The sequence below is a fragment of the Streptomyces nigrescens genome (assembly GCF_027626975.1).
In the GTDB taxonomy this organism is placed as follows: domain Bacteria; phylum Actinomycetota; class Actinomycetes; order Streptomycetales; family Streptomycetaceae; genus Streptomyces; species Streptomyces nigrescens.
Genome location: NZ_CP114203.1, coordinates 899801 through 918389, shown reverse-complemented (window position 1 = coordinate 918389; position 18589 = coordinate 899801). Strand labels below are relative to the sequence as shown.

The 18589-nt window shown below is 71.1% G+C and carries 17 protein-coding genes; 10 read left to right on the top strand and 7 right to left on the bottom strand.

Features of this window, described 5'->3' with window-relative positions; genetic code table 11:
- Positions 1-12 precede the first annotated feature (12 nt).
- Positions 13-882 carry a DMT family transporter gene (locus tag STRNI_RS04250; RefSeq protein ID WP_277410564.1) on the bottom strand — a complete coding sequence of 290 codons (870 nt, stop codon included), beginning with the start codon at positions 880-882 and terminating at the stop codon, positions 13-15.
- 105 nt (positions 883-987) lie between these two features.
- Between STRNI_RS04250 and STRNI_RS04245 the strand changes: the two genes are divergently transcribed.
- Together STRNI_RS04245 and STRNI_RS04240 are read left to right on the top strand one after the other, a co-directional pair.
- On the top strand, positions 988-1560 hold the full coding sequence (locus STRNI_RS04245; protein WP_109895066.1) for a helix-turn-helix domain-containing protein: 573 nt from the start codon (positions 988-990) through the stop codon (positions 1558-1560).
- 44 nt (positions 1561-1604) lie between these two features.
- A complete protein-coding gene (locus STRNI_RS04240) occupies positions 1605-2162 on the top strand; it encodes a YbaK/EbsC family protein (protein ID WP_159484447.1) in 558 nt (185 codons plus the stop codon).
- A gap of 110 nt (positions 2163-2272) precedes the next feature.
- Here the strand turns inward: STRNI_RS04240 and STRNI_RS04235 are convergent, their stop codons facing one another.
- Positions 2273-2842: a hypothetical protein gene (locus STRNI_RS04235; RefSeq protein ID WP_274739810.1), complete on the bottom strand. Its 570-nt coding sequence runs from the start codon at positions 2840-2842 to the stop codon at positions 2273-2275.
- Positions 2843-3499: 657 nt separating this feature from the next.
- Here STRNI_RS04235 and STRNI_RS04230 point away from each other — a divergent pair.
- On the top strand, positions 3500-3979 hold the full coding sequence (locus STRNI_RS04230) for a glycine-rich domain-containing protein (protein WP_229837841.1): 480 nt from the start codon (positions 3500-3502) through the stop codon (positions 3977-3979).
- A 39-nt stretch (positions 3980-4018) separates the two neighbouring features.
- Complete coding sequence (locus STRNI_RS04225) at positions 4019-4153, top strand: hypothetical protein (RefSeq protein WP_277410563.1); 135 nt, start codon at positions 4019-4021, stop codon at positions 4151-4153.
- A 48-nt stretch (positions 4154-4201) separates the two neighbouring features.
- Here the strand turns inward: STRNI_RS04225 and STRNI_RS04220 are convergent, their stop codons facing one another.
- The 3 genes from STRNI_RS04220 to STRNI_RS04210 all read right to left on the bottom strand — a co-directional run bounded on the left by STRNI_RS04220 (position 4202) and on the right by STRNI_RS04210 (position 5879).
- On the bottom strand, positions 4202-4447 hold the full coding sequence (locus STRNI_RS04220) for a hypothetical protein (RefSeq protein ID WP_109895070.1): 246 nt from the start codon (positions 4445-4447) through the stop codon (positions 4202-4204).
- Positions 4448-4494: 47 nt separating this feature from the next.
- Positions 4495-4902, bottom strand: coding sequence for a CoA-binding protein (locus tag STRNI_RS04215; protein WP_109895072.1), 408 nt, complete (start codon positions 4900-4902; stop codon positions 4495-4497).
- Positions 4903-5096: 194 nt separating this feature from the next.
- Entirely contained in the window at positions 5097-5879 is a 783-nt protein-coding gene (locus STRNI_RS04210) for a type VII secretion system-associated protein (protein WP_208679723.1), read from the bottom strand.
- A gap of 261 nt (positions 5880-6140) precedes the next feature.
- Between STRNI_RS04210 and STRNI_RS04205 the strand changes: the two genes are divergently transcribed.
- Both STRNI_RS04205 and STRNI_RS04200 read left to right on the top strand, forming a co-directional pair.
- Positions 6141-6767, top strand: a complete 627-nt coding sequence (locus tag STRNI_RS04205; RefSeq protein WP_266448397.1) for a YigZ family protein — start codon at positions 6141-6143, stop codon at positions 6765-6767.
- A gap of 219 nt (positions 6768-6986) precedes the next feature.
- The gene (locus STRNI_RS04200; protein ID WP_266448394.1) at positions 6987-8498 is read left to right on the top strand and encodes an APC family permease; all 1512 of its coding nucleotides are present in this window, start codon (positions 6987-6989) and stop codon (positions 8496-8498) included.
- A gap of 158 nt (positions 8499-8656) precedes the next feature.
- On the opposite strand, the gene STRNI_RS04195 is transcribed toward STRNI_RS04200, so the two are convergent.
- Positions 8657-11170: an ABC transporter permease gene (locus STRNI_RS04195; protein WP_277410562.1), complete on the bottom strand. Its 2514-nt coding sequence runs from the start codon at positions 11168-11170 to the stop codon at positions 8657-8659.
- Entirely contained in the window at positions 11170-11913 is a 744-nt protein-coding gene (locus STRNI_RS04190) for an ABC transporter ATP-binding protein (RefSeq protein WP_277410561.1), read from the bottom strand. The genes STRNI_RS04195 and STRNI_RS04190 overlap by 1 nt, the downstream gene beginning before the upstream one ends.
- A gap of 201 nt (positions 11914-12114) precedes the next feature.
- Between STRNI_RS04190 and STRNI_RS04185 the strand changes: the two genes are divergently transcribed.
- The 4 genes from STRNI_RS04185 to STRNI_RS04170 all read left to right on the top strand — a co-directional run bounded on the left by STRNI_RS04185 (position 12115) and on the right by STRNI_RS04170 (position 18567).
- A complete protein-coding gene (locus STRNI_RS04185) occupies positions 12115-13290 on the top strand; it encodes a sensor histidine kinase (RefSeq protein ID WP_266448385.1) in 1176 nt (391 codons plus the stop codon).
- The gene (locus STRNI_RS04180) at positions 13287-13934 is read left to right on the top strand and encodes a response regulator (protein WP_277410560.1); all 648 of its coding nucleotides are present in this window, start codon (positions 13287-13289) and stop codon (positions 13932-13934) included. Before STRNI_RS04185 ends, STRNI_RS04180 begins: the two co-directional genes overlap by 4 nt.
- Before the next feature lie 233 nt (positions 13935-14167).
- Entirely contained in the window at positions 14168-15334 is a 1167-nt protein-coding gene (locus tag STRNI_RS04175) for an exonuclease SbcCD subunit D (protein WP_159484431.1), read from the top strand.
- Positions 15331-18567: an AAA family ATPase gene (locus STRNI_RS04170; RefSeq protein WP_277410559.1), complete on the top strand. Its 3237-nt coding sequence runs from the start codon at positions 15331-15333 to the stop codon at positions 18565-18567. The genes STRNI_RS04175 and STRNI_RS04170 overlap by 4 nt, the downstream gene beginning before the upstream one ends.
- Positions 18568-18589: the final 22 nt, after the last annotated feature.

Genomic DNA, 18589 nt, shown 5'->3' with positions numbered 1-18589 from the left:
GGCCCGCCGCGGTCAGCCGCCGGAGGCGAGCAGGGCCGAGCCGACCAGTGCAAGGGAGGCCCCGGCCGTCTGGATCGCCCGCAGCCGCTCCTTGAGGATGCCGAGTGCGGCGAGCGAGGTGACGACGGGGTAGAGGGACGCGAGCACCGCCGCCATGGTGACCGGCCCGCTCTGGGCGGCGAGGGCGTAGGTGCCGTTCGCGGCGACATCGGCGATACCGACGAAGCCGAGTGCGGGCAGCGCGTCGCGGAGGGCCGGGAGTCCGCCCTCGGGCAGTGCCGGAGTGCCGCGCCGCACCGATGCGTACAGCGCGGCGCCGCCGACGGCGACGTTGCACAGCCGCTGGACGAACAGGGCGAGAAAGAGCCCGGTCACGGTCGTCGACGCTTCCGAGATCAGCGCCATCACCGCGCCGAAGCCCAGCGCCGAGATCAGTGTCAGCACGATCGTCCGGCGGGCCACGGAGGCGCCGCTGATCCGCGGACCGCCGGCCAGCACGACGCCGATCACGGCCACCAGCATGCCGGTGACCTGCATCAGCCCCGGCCGTTCGCCCGCCACGATCCCCACACCGAGCGGCACGAGCACGGTGCCGAACGAGGCGAGCGGGGAGACCACGCCCATCGGGCCGAGCGCCAGGGCGCGGTAGAAGCAGAGCATGGCGGTGGGGCCCACGACACCCGCTCCGACCGCGAACCACAGCTGCGGCCCGGCCTCCCGCCAGCCGCCGGTGGCCAGCACGATGGCGCCCAGCGCGACGGCGGCCAGGGCCTGGGAGACCACCACTACGGTCAGCGCCTGCAGCCGTCGGGTGAGCAGTCCCCCGCCGAAGTCGGCGAGCCCCCACAGAAGGCTGGTGGCCAGGGCGAAGACCGCTGTCATGGTGAAACCTCGCAGTACAGTGAACCGGACGCTGAAGTACACCACACCGTAGTGCAGCAGAGTGCACTGGGGAATCGAATATATTGGCCTCGACTTGGACGGACCGTGACGGACCTCGACCAGCTCACGCAGTCGCTCGCCCGCAACCTCAAGCACTGGCGCGCCGAGCGCGGCTTCACCCTCGATGCCCTGGCGGCCCGCGCCGGCGTCAGCCGCGGCATGATCATCCAGATCGAGCAGGCCCGTACGAACCCGAGCGTGGGGACCACTGTCAAGATCGCCGACGCGCTGGGCGTCAGCATCACCACGCTCCTCGACTACGAGCAGGGCCCGCAGGTACGCATCGTGGCCCCGGAGGAGGCGGTCCGGCTCTGGTCCACCGACGCCGGCAGCTTCACCACACTCCTCGTGGGCGCGGAGGCGCCCGGACCGTACGAACTGTGGGACTGGCGGCTGATGCCCGGCGACAACAGCAGCTCCGATCCGCACCCGCCCGGCACCGTCGAACTCCTGCATGTCCGGGCCGGCACGCTGACGCTGGTCGTCGACGGCGAGGAGCACGAGGTACCCGCCGGCGCCTCGGCGACCTTCGAGGCCAAGGTCGCGCACGGCTACCGCAACGACGGTGCGGAACCGGTCGAGATGACCATGTCGGTGATCATCCCGCCCGTCCGCTGAGACGGCCCGCCGCCAGGGCGGTCGCGACTGTTAGCTTGGCGGGTATGCCCGTGCCGATGGATGCTTTTGACGATGTCCGGCCCGCCGTCGAGTGCCTGGACCTGCTGCCCGAGCCCGTGGTCGCCGCGATCCGTGACTGGCGCGGATCGGTGCCCGTCGAGGAGCTGCGCCATGTCGACACGGACCCGGCGATCGCGGACACCGCACTGCTCGTCGAGCGCTACGGCCCCTGGCTCCTGGAGCAGTCGGCGAACTGCGTGGTGGTGGCCGGCAAGCGCGGCGGCGAGACCACCCTGGCCGCCTGTGTCGTCCTCTCGCACACCCGCGTCGATGTCAACGGGGTGGTACGTCGCCAACTGGGCGCTCGCAAGGCGTCGTTCGCACCGATGGACAAGGCGGTCGGCGACAGCGGGATGGAGTACGGCGGGATCACCCCGATCGGCCTGCCCGCCGACTGGCCGCTACTGGTGGACGCCGCAGTCGTCGACACCCCGTACGCCCTGATCGGCAGCGGCAGCCGCCGCGGCAAACTCATCGTCCCCGGCAAGGCCCTGGCCGAACTGCCGGGCGCGACGGTGCTGGACGGGCTGGGCATCGCCTAGCTGAATACGTCACCCGTGACGCCCGGGCCCTCATCGGAACCGTCCGGCGCATCGGAATCATCCGGCGCATCGGGGGGGAATCATCCGGCGGGGGTTCTGGCGTTCGCGGACTACAGCTCTATTGGTCGGCTGCTCTCCCACAGTGCCGTCACATGGCCGGCGAACCGGTCGTACAGCCCGTCGTCCTCGAGTCGGCGGAGGTGGAGCATGGGGGACTCGTCGCCGAGCAACGAGGCGATGTGCGGAGTCACAAGCATCTGATCATCGAACTGAAAGACGGACAGCGCGATGTGCTGATCGCTGAATCGCGCTTCGACCCCACGGCACTCGCCCATCTTCTCCAGTGCATCCAGCGTGATCTTGATGCGCGTGCTGACCGTGAGGGGAACGCCCTCCACTTCTTCCCGCTTGCGTGTGACGTCCGACTCCGGGTCGCCGACGAGGAAGCGGATCCGGGCACCGGCATCGGCCTTGGCCTTCAGTCGCGCGCCCAGGCGGGGGTGCTGCTGCCACAGGAAGTAGTTCGTATAGCCGGCGAACGCCAGATTCTGGGATGCACCATCGATGAGCGACGCCCACAGCGACGTGGGGGCGGCGCTGCGGAAAGGGTAGGCCGCGATGATCTCGCGGTCGTGCCCCGTTTTGACGTGAGAACGCACCGACTTGGGCCACAGAGTCATGGGGTCCACTCCTAGCGCGCGGCCGGCGTCCTCCTGAGTGGATTCACGGGGAGCCCGGTCAGGGTTGCTCAGCCATCGTTCTACGGTCTTGTGTTCAACCCCGACCATACGTGCTAGCTGCCGGGGCCTCACACCGGCACTCGCCATAGCGTCTCGCAGCGCAGTATTCAAGATTCCTCCCCGGGACGTTTGGGCCACTCAGGACGATAGGGCCGAAGAGGCCGCTCCGTCCCGGCTATGGGCGTACCAACGTCCCCTGTGGCGGCGTTTATTGGAGACATGAACGAACCGAGAGGGATTCAGACGCCCCCGGTGCAGCTGACGGAGCCGTACGGAGACCTGCCCACGCCGGATCCGAACTGCCCCGACTGCACAGCGTGGGTGAAGGTGCGGGACGAGGCGCGCGAACGCCAGGACTACGCGGCGGCTGCGATCGCATCAACGGAGCTGCTACTCCACAACCGGAAAGAGGCGTCCCGGCGGGAGCAAGCGACGTCGCCGGGCGACCGCCCATGAACGTCCGTCCCAGGTTCGCTTTGGTCGGCATCCCCCTGGGCGGGCCGTAATGAAGAGAAGAGCCGTCTCCGGCCGAATGCCTGGACAGCGATCACGGTCGGAGACGGCAGGCGTACGACACAACTCGAAGAGAGGCCGCACGTGTTAACGGTAAGCGATCTGATCAGCCCGGCAGCGTTCCTGAGCGTCGTCGGGACCGTGCAGGACGCCAATCCCGGTATGGACGGGGGCATGGCACAGCGCATCGCAAGCGAGGGACTCAAGTTTGTCGTTGCCTTCGCCAAGATGCCTGACGTCGCCCTGGCTCCCTCCCGCGTCGTTGACGAGGGGTGGCATGCGCTCATCCTCCACACGAAGGTGTACGAGGAGCTGTGCGCGTCGCTGGGCGACTTCGTCCATCACTACCCCGGCTACGACCCGGACAACTACGACCCGCTGATCTTGGTGCGTACGCAGGACGCCATCCGTATTGCCGGGTACGACGTCGATGAGGAGCTGTGGGGTGCCCCGACGGGTGATCAGCTCATCGCGGTCTCAGTGAAGTGTCAGCACTCGGCGTCGGACACCGGCCCCATCAAGCCCATGCCGGCGCCCCGGCCGCCGTTCAGGGACAAGCCGTAACGGACGTCTGCCACACTCGGTGCGTCGATTGGAGGTCCCATGGCTGAGTTGATCAATAGCCGGTACGCCGCCCTGGTGGCTGCCTACCGCGAGGCTCAGAAAGAGGATCCGGAGGAGACGGCCCCTGTGCGGGGCTTCGTCCTCCCCGACGCTGAGTCCCGCAAGGCCGAGTAACGCAACACCCCCGAAGCCCCGTTCGCGAGCCCCGTGGACGGGGCCTTCTCATGCCTGCGCACCCCCAATGTCCCGGCCGCTGGAGATTGCCGCCCGAGCGATCCTGGAGAGCGTCAGGGACCGTTGAGCGTCGACGACCAGCCACCCCTTGGTCACGAGGGAGGAGAGATGCGGTCGGACTTCGTCGCCCAGTTCCTCGGCCAGGTCGTCATCCGTGGGGGAATCGCCGGCCCGGAGCCGGTCAGCGATGTCGTGGACGAGGGCCTCTTCCTCGGCCGTGATGTTGAATTCCATGGAGTGACCGTAAGGAAGAAGGCCAGGTGATGCACTCAGCCCGCTGCTCAGCCCAACCGAGGTATTTCGATTGCCGGGCAGCGATCCATCACCATGTCGAGACCGGAGTCGTGCACCCGGTTCCAGGCCGCCTCGTTGACGACGCCCAGCTGGAACCAGACGGCCTTTGCGCCGACCGACACGGCCTCGTCGGCTACCGGGCCCGCCAGGTCGCTGTTGACGAAGACGTCGACCACATCGACGGGGAAGGGGATCGCGGAGAGCGAGGGGTACCCCTGCTCGCCATGGACGCTCTCGGCCTTCGGGTGCACCGGCACGATCCGCTTGCCGTAGCGCTGCAGCACCTCCGCGACGCCGTGTGCCGCGCGCTGCTCGTTGTTGGACAGGCCCACGACGGCCCAGGTGTCGCCGAGCTCGGTCAGGATCCTGCGGATCGTGCTGGGGTCGCCGTACACGCACTGCCTCCTGCGGATGGAAGGGTCCTGTGCCGCTCAACGGATGGCGTGACCGGGAGATTCCCGTCGCGGGAGACGACATTGCCGCGGGGCACGTGGCAGTCGGTCCGGGGTGTGCGGCAGCCGGTCCTCGCCGCACGGCAGACGCCCCGCCCGAAGGGGAAGACGGGCGGGGCGGGTCTCTGCGCGGCGGCTCAGTTCGCGCCGCGGGCCATTCCGCTGCCGGCCATTCCGGCCCCGACCACGGTGCTGCCCTTCGCGGCGCGGGCCGGCTTGCCGATCGCCCGTCCGCTGCCGACGGGCTCGGCCCCGCCGGCTCCGGTCCCCGGACGCGGCGCCACGGGCGCGGCCGGTTCCCGCGCCTCCGACCCGGACACCCCGGCCAGCGCCGCGCGCAACTCCTCGGTGTCCACGAGCATGCTCACGGGTCCGGTCGGGTTGAGGTACAGGGCATGCCCCGGCGGCAGCTGCTCGACGAGTTCGGCCACCGGCCGACGGTCGTACAGCAGCCGGCCCACCGATTCGAGGTAGCTCTGCGAGGTGTAGACCGGGATCACCGGGGTGCCCTCGGGCGAGGCGGCCGCCAGCGGCGTACCGGTCGCGGTGACCAGGACGGAGACCTCCGCGCGCGCCAGCGCCTCGGAGACGTCCTGCCCCGGCCCGTAGCCGGTCGCGGCGAGCTGCAGTGCGCAGTCCACCGCATCCGTCGGCTCGGACCAGTCCAGCATCTGGGGCGAGGGCCGGTACTCCGGGTTGTCCCGCCACTCCTCGATCTCGCCCGTCGGACCCGAGCGCCACTGGCCGATCAGCGCCCAGAGCGGTGGCGGCCCCTCTCCCTGCCAGGTCAGATCCACCATGGCCAGCCAGTGGTCGGGCGCCGTGCGTGCCGCCTCGATGACCTCCGGCGGGGGCTCGGGCATCTCCTCGCCCGTCACGGGAACGCCCGCCGTCATCGCCGACTGTGTGCTCTCTTCCATGCAGCCCTCCGCAAACCCGCCGTTCCTACATGTACGAGCGGGGCCCCGGAAACACGAGGCTCTCGCACTGGCCTCACAGTGCCCACGGGCAGCGCGGACGTCTCCCCGACGCACCGTGCGGACGGGGTGGGTACGCCGCGTGGCCGTGCGCACTGCGCCCGTACGGCGGACCCCCGCGCCCTTACGGCGGACACCTCAGCGCGGCGCGGGCCAGCGGCACCGGCGGTGTCCGCGGGTCACCGGGCCGCATAGGCTGGTCCGATGCAGGAGCAGTACCGCACGCTCGCGCGCGAGGGTGTCCACGAGATCGAGATCAACAAGTCCCGCTTCCTCTGTGCGCTGGCGCCCGTCGCGACCGAGGCCGAGGCCCAGGACTTCATCGCGCGCATCCGCAAGGAGCACCCCACCGCCCGCCACCACTGCTTCGCCTACGTCCTGGGCGCCGACGGCGGTATCCAGAAGGCGAGCGACGACGGTGAGCCGGGCGGCACCGCGGGCGTCCCGATGCTGCAGATGCTGGTGCGCCGCGAGGTCCGCTACGTCGTCGCCGTCGTCACCCGCTACTTCGGCGGGGTCAAGCTCGGTGCCGGCGGCCTCATCCGCGCGTATGGAGGCGTCGTCGGTGAGGCGCTGGACGTGCTGGGCACGGTCACCCGGCAGCGCTTCCGGCTGGTGACGGTCACCGTCGACCACCAGCGGGCGGGCCGGGTGGAGAACGATCTGCGCACCACGGGGCGGGCGGTGCGTGAGGTGACGTACGGGGCGGACGTACGCATCGAGATCGGGCTGCCGGAGGCCGAGCTGGACGCCTTCCGCGCCTGGCTCGCGGACACCACCGCCGGCACGGCGCGGCTGGAGCTCGGCGGCGAGGCGTACGGGGATCTCTGACCGGCCGGCCCTGGCGCGGCCCCCGCCTACGCCCGCTAGGTGCCGGGTGGGCTGACGTGGGCCCCATAGAGGCGTCCGCGACGGGCTGTGGAGGGCGCGCCGACCGCACTGGAATGTCCGGTCCGGACCGGTGCGCTGACGCCGAGGTCATGTCAGCCTGTGACGCGGTGACAACGGGCCGCTGACCGGTGTGTGTGCCGGCAAGGGAAGGGCTGCCGTATGCCTGAACTCCTCGATGAGCGGGTGGGATTCGTCCGGCGCATCGGCTTGTTCCAGGCCACCGCCATCAACATGAGCCAGATGTGTGGCATCGGTCCCTTCGTGACCATTCCGCTGATGGTCGCCGCGTTCGGCGGGCCGCAGGCCGTGACCGGCTTCCTCGCGGGCGCGGTCCTGGCGCTCGCCGACGGGCTGATCTGGGCCGAGTTGGGTGCGTCGCTGCCCGGTGCCGGCGGCAGTTATGTCTATCTGCGGCAGGCGTTCCAGTACCGCACCGGCAAGCTGATGCCGTTTCTGTTCGTCTGGACGGCCATGCTCTTCATCCCGCTCGGTATGTCCACGGGCGTGATCGGCTTTGTGCAGTACCTCGGTTATCTGTGGCCGGACATGACCTCGGGGCAGGGGGATCTGGTAGGCATCGGCGTCACCGTGGGCATCGTCGTGCTGCTGTGGCGGCGGGTGGAGAACATCGCCAAGCTCACCGTCGTCCTCTGGACGGTGATGATCACCTCGGTCCTGCTGGTCATCGTCGCCGCTTTCACCCATTTCAGCCCGGAGCGCGCCTTCACCTACCCCGCGCACGCCTTCGAGCTGACGTCCAGTCACTTCTGGACCGGCTTCGCGGCCGGACTGACGATCGGCATCTACGACTACCTGGGCTACAACACCATCGCCTACATGGGCGCCGAGATCAGACAGCCCGGCCGCACCATTCCGCGTGCCATCCTCTTCGCGATCCTCGGCATCATGACGATCTATCTGCTGCTGCAGATCGGCACCCTGGGCATCGTCAACTGGCAGGAGATGCTCGACCCGCACTCGACGGCCTCCTCGTCCGTCGCCTCCGCCGTGCTGGAGAGGGCCTGGGGCAAGGGCGCCGCCGGCACCGTCACGGTGCTCATTCTCATCACCGCCGTCGCCTCCGTCTTCACCGGACTCCTCGGCGGCTCCCGGGTCCCCTACGACGCCGCCCGTGAGCGGGTCTTCTTCCGCCCGTACGGCACGCTCCACCCGCGTCACCGGTTCCCCGTACTGGGCCTGCTCACCATGGGGACCGTGATGGCCGCGGGCTTCCTCCTCGGGCGGCACACCGACCTGGCCACCATCATCCAGCTGCTGACCACCGTCATGGTGATCGTGCAGGCACTGGCCCAGGTCGCGGCGGTGACCGTGCTGCGCCGCCGGCAGCCGGGACTGCACAGGCCGTACCGGATGTGGCTCTATCCGCTGCCGAGCGTCGTCGCGCTCATCGGCTGGCTGGTGATCTACGGCTATGCGGACCGGAACGCGCCCGGCAGACATCCCATCGAATGGTCGCTGGCGTGGGTCGGGGCGGGCGTCGTGGCCTTTCTGGTGTGGGCCCGTTACGAGAAGGAGTGGCCGTTCGGGCCGAAGCGGATCACGGAGGAGTATCTGCACGGCTCCGATCCGGACACCGGAGGGCGGGCCGGGGGAGAGGGGTGGGAGAAGGGAGCCGGGGGGACGGCGGTCGGGGCCACCGACCCCGGCTGACGCCCGCATGTCGCCGGGGTGGCGCATCCTTGCGTCGTACTTGAGCTGTTGATGTCCCCACCACCAGCTTCGGGGCACGCACCCGCCTCCCCCCACTGCTTCACCCCTCCAGTTGCTCGAATGCTTGCCGACCCGTCCGCCGTCGGCCCGCTCGGGCGCTACTCGCCGGCGATCGCCGCCAGCATGTCCGTACGGGCCGCCCGGCGGGCCGGCCATATCGCGGCCAGCACTGCCGCGAGGGTGATACCGGCCAGCGACAGACCGATGATTCCGGCGGGGAGCGAGAAGTCCCCCAACCGCTGCCCGAACATGGCGTGTTGCATGACGGCGCCCGCGGGGACACCGACGATCACCCCGAGCAGCGCACCGAAGAGAGAGATCACGATGCTCTCCACCCTGATGGTCCGGCGGACCAGGAGCCGGGTCGCGCCCACCGCGCGGATCACTCCGATCTCACGGGTGCGCTCCATGACCGAGAGCACCAAGGTGTTGACGACACCGGACACAGCGATCAGGATCGCGACCCCGAACATCGCGTACATCAGGGTGAAGGCCAGTGACTGCTGGTCAACGCCCTGTTCGACCAAGGTCTCACGACTGCCGACGGAGACGTCCGGGCGGTCACGGAAGGCCGCCCGTATGCTGTCGCGCGCCGTGTCCGGGTCGGGGCCGGAGGCGTACAGCGTGGTGATCTGCTTCCGCAGCGAGCCGGGTGCCTTGCTGACGTCCAGGAAGATGCTGGCCTGCAGTTCGGTGGCGTCGTAGATCCCCACCACGGACTGGGTGACGGAGGTCCTGGCATCCAGATGCAGTGTGATCCTGTCGTTCATGCCCAGGTCCAGCATGTCCGCCTGGTTCTGTGAGATGACCACGCCGCGTCGCAAGTCGGGGCTCCCGGCGGTGAGGTGAGGGGTGAGCACGCCCTTCAGGCCCGACGGCTCGATCGCGGAGATCCGGCGCTCGGTCCTGCCGCCCTTGTAGGTCAGGCCGACCAGCACATCGCGGCTTCCGGCCACCTGGGTGACCCCGGGCAGCCTCCTGACCTTGTCCGCCTCAGCGGGGGTGAGCGAGGACTCGCCACCGGCCGCGGACTGCAGGACCGTGGTCGTGGGCGGCACATTCGCCCGGGTCGTCGAGGCGATCAGCGCGGAGAAGGAAGCGCTGAGCGTGGCGAACGCGCAGACCAGAGCCAGCCCGACGGTGAGGGCGGTCGCCGTTCCGGAGGTCCGTCGTGGGTCGCTCGCGGCGTTGCGCAGACCGAGACGGACCGCTGGTCCCGACCGCGCCCCGAGAAGGCGCATCAGCGGCCGGAGCAGCGCCTCGGCGAAGAAGGGCGCGAGCACGATCATGCCGATGACGCCGAGGACCGCTCCCATGAGCCCGACGATCCGCCCGAGGTTGGAGGTACTGGGGTCCGCCGTCATGGCGACCATCACGACGCCGGTCACGATGCAGCCGAGACCGGTGAAGTGGCGTGTCCGCTTTGTCTCGCGGGGGGCGGTATCTGCGGTGCGGAGTGCGGCGACCGGCGGGACGGCCGCGGCCCGCCGCGCGGAGCGGTACGCGGCCACGACGGTCACCAGCAGGGCGACCCCGTATCCGAGCAGGACGGCGAACGGGCTGACGGTGAGGTCGACGTCGTCCTGCGGACGCATCACCGCAATCATCGAGGGGCCCAGGGCCACACCGGCGAGTGTGCCGAGGGTGCCGCCGGCCAGTCCGAGCACACCGGCCTCGACGACGATCCCGGCCCGGACCTGTCCCTTGCGTGCACCGACGGCCCTCAGCAGCGCGAACTGCCGGGTCCGCCGGCTCACCAGCAGGGTGAAGGTGTTGGCGATGACGAACATGCCTACCAGGAGCGCGACCGCCGCGAAGGGCAGCATCGTCATCCGGAGGTCCTGTGCCTCGGAGTCCGACTGCTGAACGGCAGCCTGGGCCAGTGCACTGCCCGTCTCGACGTGGTACTCGTCGGATACGCCCTTCTGCGCGGCGGCCTTGAGGGCGCCCGGGCTCGCACCGGAGGCGGGGATCAGCTCGACGCGGTGGAAGCGCGGGCCGAGCAACTTCGTGGCGGTCGCCGTGTCGTAGGCCACCACCGGCACCGCGTCGGAGGCCTCGTTCGCGTCCGTCGTGGCCCTGGGACCCAGACGGTGGTAGGTGAACAGCGCCGTCACCCTGGCCGTGTCGGAGCGCCCGTCGGACAGCAGCACCTGTGCGGTATCGCCCACCGCGATGCCGGCGGAGTCGGCATCGGCCTTGTGGAGCGCGACCTGGCCCGGACCGGTGGGTGCCGTGCCCGCCTCCACGGTGAAGCGCTTGTCGCTGCTCCAGTTCGTGCCGGCCCGGTCCAGGACCGTGGTCGTCCTGACGAACTTGTGGCCACGGCCGATCAGCCCGGCGCGGCCGACGATCACACCCTCGGCACGCCCGACCCCGGGCGTCCGGGCCAGCCGGTCCCGGTCCGCGGACGTGAGCAGCGATTCCTTCCCGGGGCTCTGCACCGAGACACCTACGTCGTGACGGGTTTCCTGGCCCGCGAGGGTGGTGGCGATGGAGTCGCTCACCACCCAGCTTCCGACCGTCGCCGTCACACCGAGCGCGATGGCGATGAGCGTCATCACCACCCGGCCCTTGTGCGCGAGCAGGTCGCGCAGCATTGCCTTCAGCATCAGGCGGCTGCCTTCTCGAAGGACTTCATGCGCTCCAGCACGCTGCCGGCGTCCGGCGCCCGGAGCTCGCCCACGAGATGGCCGTCCTTGAGGAAAAGCACCCGGTCCGCGTAGGCGGCGGCAGTCGGCTCATGGGTCACCATCACCACCGTCCGGCCGAGAGCGTCGACGCTGCGGCGCAGAAAACCGAGCAGTTCCGCGGAGGCGGAGGAATCCAGTGCGCCGGTCGGCTCGTCGGCGAACACCACCTCCGGCCGGGTGACCAGCGCCCGGGCGCAGGCCACGCGCTGCTGCTGGCCGCCGGACAGCTGGCTGGGACGGTGGTGCAGCCGGCTCTGCAGATTCAGCGCTGCGATGACCTTCCGCACCGTGTCCTGGTCGTGCCTGCGACCGGCCAGATCGAAGGGGAGCGTGATGTTTTCGAGGGCGGTGAGCGTAGGGAGAAGGTTGAAAGCCTGGAAGACGAAACCCACACGATCACGGCGCAGATGGGTGAGCGCGGTGTCGCGCAGACCGGTCAACTCGGTGTCCCCGATCCATACCGTGCCCTCGTCGGCCTGGTCGAGCCCCGCGACGCAGTGCATCAGCGTCGATTTACCGGAGCCGGACGGCCCCATGATTGCGGTGAACTCACCGCGCCGGAACTCCACATCGACGCCCGCGAGCGCGACCACTCGGGAGTCGCCCGATCCGTAGCGTTTGACGAGCCCGGTGGCCCGGACCGCAGCTGTTGTCTGTGTCATGGAGGGAAGTGTGTGAGCGCGAACCACCCCCGGACGTCTCCCAAAAGGCAAGAAATATCCCTGACTTAAGTGGAGACCGCTCTCAACTTTCGTCGGGGCCACGGCAGACGAACGGCAGAAGCCGGGCCGACCGTGACCGACTAGGCTCGAATCGTGACACAACGTAGGGAAAGAGCGCTTCATCAGCGCCTGCGACGCTCAATGGACCGCTGGGGACTCGCCTTGCTGTCCGCCGCGGTCGGGGCGAGTGCCTTCCTGCCGCACGATGCCCGCCCGGTCCCCTATGTGCTCGCCGAGTTGGGCATGATGCCTCTGGCCGGCCATGTGCTGTCAGCGGTGATCGCGGTGGTGTCCGCGACCGCCGTCCTGATGCTCCCGCGCCGGCGGTGGCCGATGATCACCGTCGGAGTGGTGGCCTGGATACTGCTGTCGGCCTGGGCACCGCTGGGCGTCGGGTCATACGTGGCGGCCCTCACCGCGCGCAGACAGCGGAATCTGGTCGGGTACCTCGTCGGTGCCGGCGCCGTCGCCCTGCTGCCGACGGCCATGGGCGTGGCCATCGGGGTGCCGGGCCCGACCCGGGAAGACCTGCTTCCGTCGCTCGGCGGTGCGGTGCTGTTCGTCTGGCTCCCCGCGGCCCTGGGTCTGTGGAGCAGGGCCCGCCGCGAGGTGATCGACGGCATCGAGGAGCGCGCCGCGCAACGTGAGAGGGAGCAAACCGCCCGCGCCGAGCAGGCGCGCGCACAGGAACGGGCCCGTATCGCCCGGGACATGCACGACGTCGTCGCGCACCGGGTGTCGCTCATGGTGCTGCACGCGGGGGCGCTGGAGGTCAACGCCAAGGACGAGGAGACCGCCGCCGCGGCGGAGCTCATCCGCACCACGGGCAGAGAAGCGCTCACGCAGCTCAGAGAAGTCATCGGGGTGCTCAAGAGCGCGAATGACGGCGACGGGCCCAGTCTCGGACCGCAGCCGACCCTGGTGGATCTCGACCGGTTGCTCGACCAGTCGCGCGCCGCGGGAGTCTCCGTGGAGCGGCACGACGAGGGCACCCCGCAACGGCTGCCGACCCTGCTGGAACATGCCGCGTACCGCGTCGTGCAGGAGGCCCTCACCAATGTCCACAAGCATGCCGGTGCGGCCCACGCCGACGTCGTCGTGCGCTACCTCGCAGCGGATCTGGAAGTCGTCGTGTCCAACACGGCCCCGAGTGCTCCCGCGGAGTCACTACCGGGCAGCGGCACGGGACTCGTAGGCCTGCGTGAACGGGTCGAACTGCTCGACGGGGAATTCGAGGCCCAGCCGCGCCACGGCGGCGGATTCACCGTATCGGCCCGCTTTCCCCTCTCCCTGCCCGCCCTGGAGGAACGCGCGTGATCCGAGTCCTGTTGGTCGACGACGAGGCATTGGTCCGGGCCGGCCTGCGCATGATCCTGGAACCGGCCGAGGGCATCGAGGTGGTGGCCGAGGCGAGCGACGGCAGCGCGGCGATCACCGCGGCCGCCCAACACCGCCCCGACGTCGTGCTGATGGACGTCAGGATGGCGGGCATGGACGGGCTGACCGCCCTCAAGGAGCTGCGGCGTGCGGGCGACGCCCCCAAGGTGATCATGCTGACGACCTTCGACCTCGATGACTATGTGCACACCGCCCTGCGCAACGGCGCGTCCGGTTTCCTCCTCAAGGACACCTCCCCGAGGGACCTGGCCGGTGCCGTCCGTACGGTCGCCGAGGGCAGCGCCATGCTGACGCCGAAGGTCACCAAACGGCTGATCGACACCTTCGCGGGACTGGCGTCGGAGGGCGCGACCGAGGCGCGTCAGCGGCTCTCGGTGCTGACCGACCGGGAGGGCGAGGTGGTCCGGGCCGTGGCCCGAGGACTGTCCAACGCCGAGATCGCACGCGAACTGGCCATGGGCGAAGGCACGGTGAAGGCCCATGTCAGTCGCGCGCTCGCCAAACTGGGCCTGTCCAACCGGGTCCAGATGGCGCTGCTGGTCCGTGACGCGGGCATGACGTAGCCGTGGTGCCGGGACCGCGGAAGCGTCGGAGGAGTGAGGGCACGCCCTCTCCGCGACACGGACCGGAGCTGTCGTCCACGGACATCCGCCCCGGCCACGGATGCAAGAATGAGGCCCGCAAGGGACGGGGTGCGGACAGCGCCCACCGTGGTGGGGGACGGCCGCCGGGCCGCGTCGGGTCGGTGCTGGTTCGTGGGTTCTCGGAGGGGAAATATGCAGGTCGGAGCGGCTGGGTGAGACTTCTGCACACCTCCGACTGGCATCTGGGACGGTCCTTTCACCGGGTGAATCTGCTCTCCGCCCAGCGCGCGTTCCTCGATCATCTCGTCGAGACGGTGCGTGCCCGGGAGATCGACGCGGTGCTGGTCGCGGGCGATGTCTATGACCGTGCCGTGCCGCCGCTCGCCGCCGTCGAGCTGTTCGACGACGCCCTCCACCGGCTCGCCGGTCTCGGTGTCCCGACCGTGATGATCTCCGGCAACCATGACTCGGCCCGCCGGCTGGGCGTCGGCTCCGGCCTGATGGAGCGGGCCGGCATCCACCTCCGGACCGACCCCGCCGACTGCGGCACCCCCGTACTGCTCGCCGACGCCCATGGGCCGGTGGCGCTCTACGGGCTGCCGTATCTCGAACCCGCCATGGTCCGCGACACCCTAGGGGCCCGGCGCGCCGACCATGCGGAGGTGCTCGGCGCGGCCATGGACCGGGTACGGGCCGACCTCGCCGGACGGCCCGCGGGGACGCGCTCCGTGGTGCTGGCGCATGCCTTTGTCACCGGCGGCGCGATCAGCGACAGCGAGCGCGATATCACCGTCGGCGGGGTCGCCTCGGTGCCCGTGGCCGTGTTCGACGGGGTGGACTATGCCGCCCTCGGGCATCTGCACGGCTGCCAGACCCTCACTGAGCGGGTCCGCTACTCCGGATCTCCGCTCGCCTACTCCTTCTCCGAGGCCGATCACCGCAAGTCGTCCTGGATCATCGATCTCGACGCGGACGGCGCCGTGCACGCGGAGCGGGTGGACTGCCCGGTGCCGCGGCCGCTGGCCCGTATTCGCGGACGGCTGGAACAGCTGCTGGAAGACCCCGAACAGGCCCGGCACGAGGACTCCTGGGTCGAGGCGACCCTCACCGACACCGCCCGCCCGCACGAGCCCATGGCCCGGCTGGTCAAGCGCTTCCCGCACCTCGTCAGCCTGGTCTTCGACCCCGACGAGGGGCCCACCCGCTCGCTGGCGTCGTACGCGCAGCGGCTGCGCGGGCGCAGCGACCAGGAGATCGCCGAGGACTTCGTGGAACACGTACGGTCCGGTCGCGCGGCCGACGAGCAGGAGCGGGCCGAACTGCGCTCGGCGATCGACGAGGTCCGCGTCGACGACATGGCGGCCGAGGTGGCGCGTTGAGACTGCACCGGCTCTCCCTGACCGCCTTCGGGCCGTTCGGCGGCACCCAGACCATCGACTTCGACCGGCTGACGCGGGACGGTCTCTTTCTGCTGCACGGTCCGACGGGCGCGGGCAAGACCTCGGTGCTGGACGCGGTGTGCTTTGCGCTGTACGGGTCGGTCCCCGGGGCGCGGCAGAGCGGCCAGGCGCTGCGCAGCGATCTGGCGGACCCGCTGACCCTCACCGAGGTGGTCCTCGAACTGACCGTGGGCGAACGGCGGTTGGAGATCACCCGGCTGCCCGAGCAGCCGCGCCCCAAGAAGCGGGGCAGCGGCACCACGAAGGAGAAGGCGCAGAGCAGGCTGCGGGAGTTCGTACCGGCCGGGGCCGGGGCCGGGGGACCGGCGGACGGCGACGGGCCGGACAGCGACGGTCGCTGGAAGGCGCTGAGCCGCTCGCACCAGGAGATCGGTGAGGAGATCGGCCAGCTGCTCGGGATGAGCAAGGAGCAGTTCTGCCAGGTCGTCCTGCTGCCGCAGGGCGACTTCGCCCGCTTTCTGCGGGCCGATGCCGAGGCGCGCTCCCGGCTGCTGGGGCGGCTCTTCGACACCCGGCGGTTCGCCGCGCTCGAAGAGCAGTTGACCGCACGCCGCAAGGCCGCCGCGGACACCGTCACCGCGGGCGACGAACGGCTGCTGGCGCTGGCGCACCGGATGGCGCAGGCGGCCGGTGAGAGCGCCGATCTCAGCGATCCGTCGGTCCCGGCGCCGGACCGGGCCGGGACGACGCCGCAGGGCGCACCGGCCCGCGGACGTGCCGCCGCGGCCGGCGGGCGCGGCCGGGCGACGGCGACGGCCACGAAGCGGGCGACCGTGCCGGGCCAGGCCGGGTCCGTGGACTCCGGCGGACCGGCCGCACCGGCCCGTGGCGGCGTCGCGGAGGACCCGGCAGCACCGGGCCCCGGCGAGCCGGGATTCGCGGATGCGGTGCTCGTCAGGGCAGCGGTCGCCCGGGTGAGCGCACGGGAGCGGCTGGAGGTCGCCCGCTCCGCGCTGCACGCCGCCGAGGCCGCGGAGCACACGGCGGCCGGGCGAGGGGAAGCGGCCCGTGAGCGTGCCCGGCTCCAGCAGCGGTACACGGACGCCCGGCGCCGGGCCACTCTGCTAGAGACCCACGCCGAGGAGCGCGAGCGCACCCGCGACAGGCTGGAGCGGGCCCGGGCGGCCGCGGAGGTCGCGCCCGCGCTCGCCCTGCGCGACGCCGCCTGGCGTGAGCTGGACGCCGCGCAGCGCGCCGAGCGGCAGCACAGAAGCCCGCTGCCGCCGGACCTCGTCGACACGGAGAGCGAGCAACTCGCCTCGCTGGAAAGGGAGTTGCGGGAAGACCTGGGATCGCTCGGGGCGGCCCGGCGGGCCGAGCGGCGGGCCGCCGACATCGGCCGGGAGCGAACCGTCCTCGACCGCGAGGCGCGTGCCGACGAGCAGACGCTGCTGGACGCCGCAGAGTGGCTCGCCGAATGGGACGGCGCCCAGCGCGCCCACCAGCAGCGCATCGAGACGGCACAGGAGGCCGCCACCCGGGCCGAACAGCTCGGCGCCCGGATCGAACCGGCCGCCGAACGCTGGGAAGCGGCCCGTCGCCGCGACCGGCTCAGCGGTGAGGTGCAGTCGGCGGAAACGGAGTTGCTCGCCGCCAGGGAGCGGTCAGCGGCAGCCCACGAGCACTGGCTCGACCTCAAGGACCGGCGGCTGCGCGGGATCGCCGCCGAGCTCGCGGACGGACTCCGTGACGGCCGGGCCTGCGCGGTGTGCGGCGCGACCGAGCACCCGCATCCGGCCCGGGCCGGTGCGGGCCATGTCGACCGGGCGACCGAGGAGGCCGCACTGGCGGCACACCGGCAGGCCGAGGAGGCCCGCGGGCAGGCGGAGGCCCACTGCCAGTCGGCCAAGGAGGCGCTGGCCGCCGCGGCCGCCACGGCGGGGGACACCCCGGCCGGTGAACTCGCCGCGCAGGTGGAGGAGTTGCACGCCGAGTACGCCCGCGCCCATGCGCGGGGGGCCGACCTCCATGCCGCCCGTGAGGCGCTCGGGCGCGCCGAGCGCGAATACGAGCGGCGCCGCGCCGAGCAGCAGCAGGCCGAGCGCCGGGCCGCTGCCCGTACCTCCCACCGGGAGGCACTGGACCGCGAACGGGCCGCCCTGGAAGAGGAGCTGACCCGGGCGCGCGCCGACTGCGCCAGCGTCGCCGACCGGGCCGCGCGGCTGGAGCGGCAGGTGGCCCTGCTCGCAGCGGCGGCGGAGGCGTCCCGTACGGCCAACTCCTGTGCCCAGCGGCTCAAGGAGGCCGACGCCGGGCTGTCGGACGCCGCCTACCGCGCCGGATTCGCCACCCCGCAGGCCGCCGCGGAGGCGCTGCTACGGGACGAGGAATGGCGGGCCCTGCAGCGGCGGCTCGATGAATGGCAGGCCGAATCCGCCGCGGTGGAGGCCGAGTTGGCCGATCCCGAAACTGCGGCCGCGGCGGCGCTGCCGCCCGCCGACCCGGCCGCCGCACAGGCCGCGCACCAGGCCGCGGCAGCGCGGCTGCGCACCGCCTCGGCCACCCATGCCGCGGCCCGGGAACGCTGCGCCGAGCTCGACCGGCTCTCCGCCCGCGCCGAGGCCGACGCCCGTGCGCTGGCACCGCTGCGCGCCGCCCACGACCGCATCGCCCGCCTCGCCGCACTCGCCTCCGGTACGTCCAGCGAGAACGAGCGGCGGATGCGCCTGGAGTCATACGTGCTCGCCGCCCGGCTCGAACAGGTCGCGGCCGCCGCCAGTGCCCGGCTGCACCGGATGTCCGCCGGCCGCTACACCCTCGTCCACTCCGACGAACGGGCCGGCGGCGCCCGGCGTTCCGGCCTGGGGCTGCATGTCATCGACGCCTGGACCGGCCATGAGCGGGACACCTCCAGCCTCTCCGGCGGCGAGACCTTCTTCGCCTCGCTCGCGCTGGCGCTCGGCCTCGCCGATGTCGTCACCGACGAGGCGGGCGGCACGCGACTGGACACCCTCTTCATCGACGAGGGCTTCGGCAGCCTGGACGAACAGACACTGGACGAGGTGCTGGACGTCCTGGATTCGCTGCGCGAACGGGACCGCAGCGTCGGCATCGTCAGCCATGTCGCCGACCTCAAGGCGCGGATCCCCGCCCAGCTGGAGGTCGTCAAGGACCGGTCGGGCTCGACGGTCCGGCACCGCGTACGGAGCTGAACCCGCCGGACGGGGCCGTCAC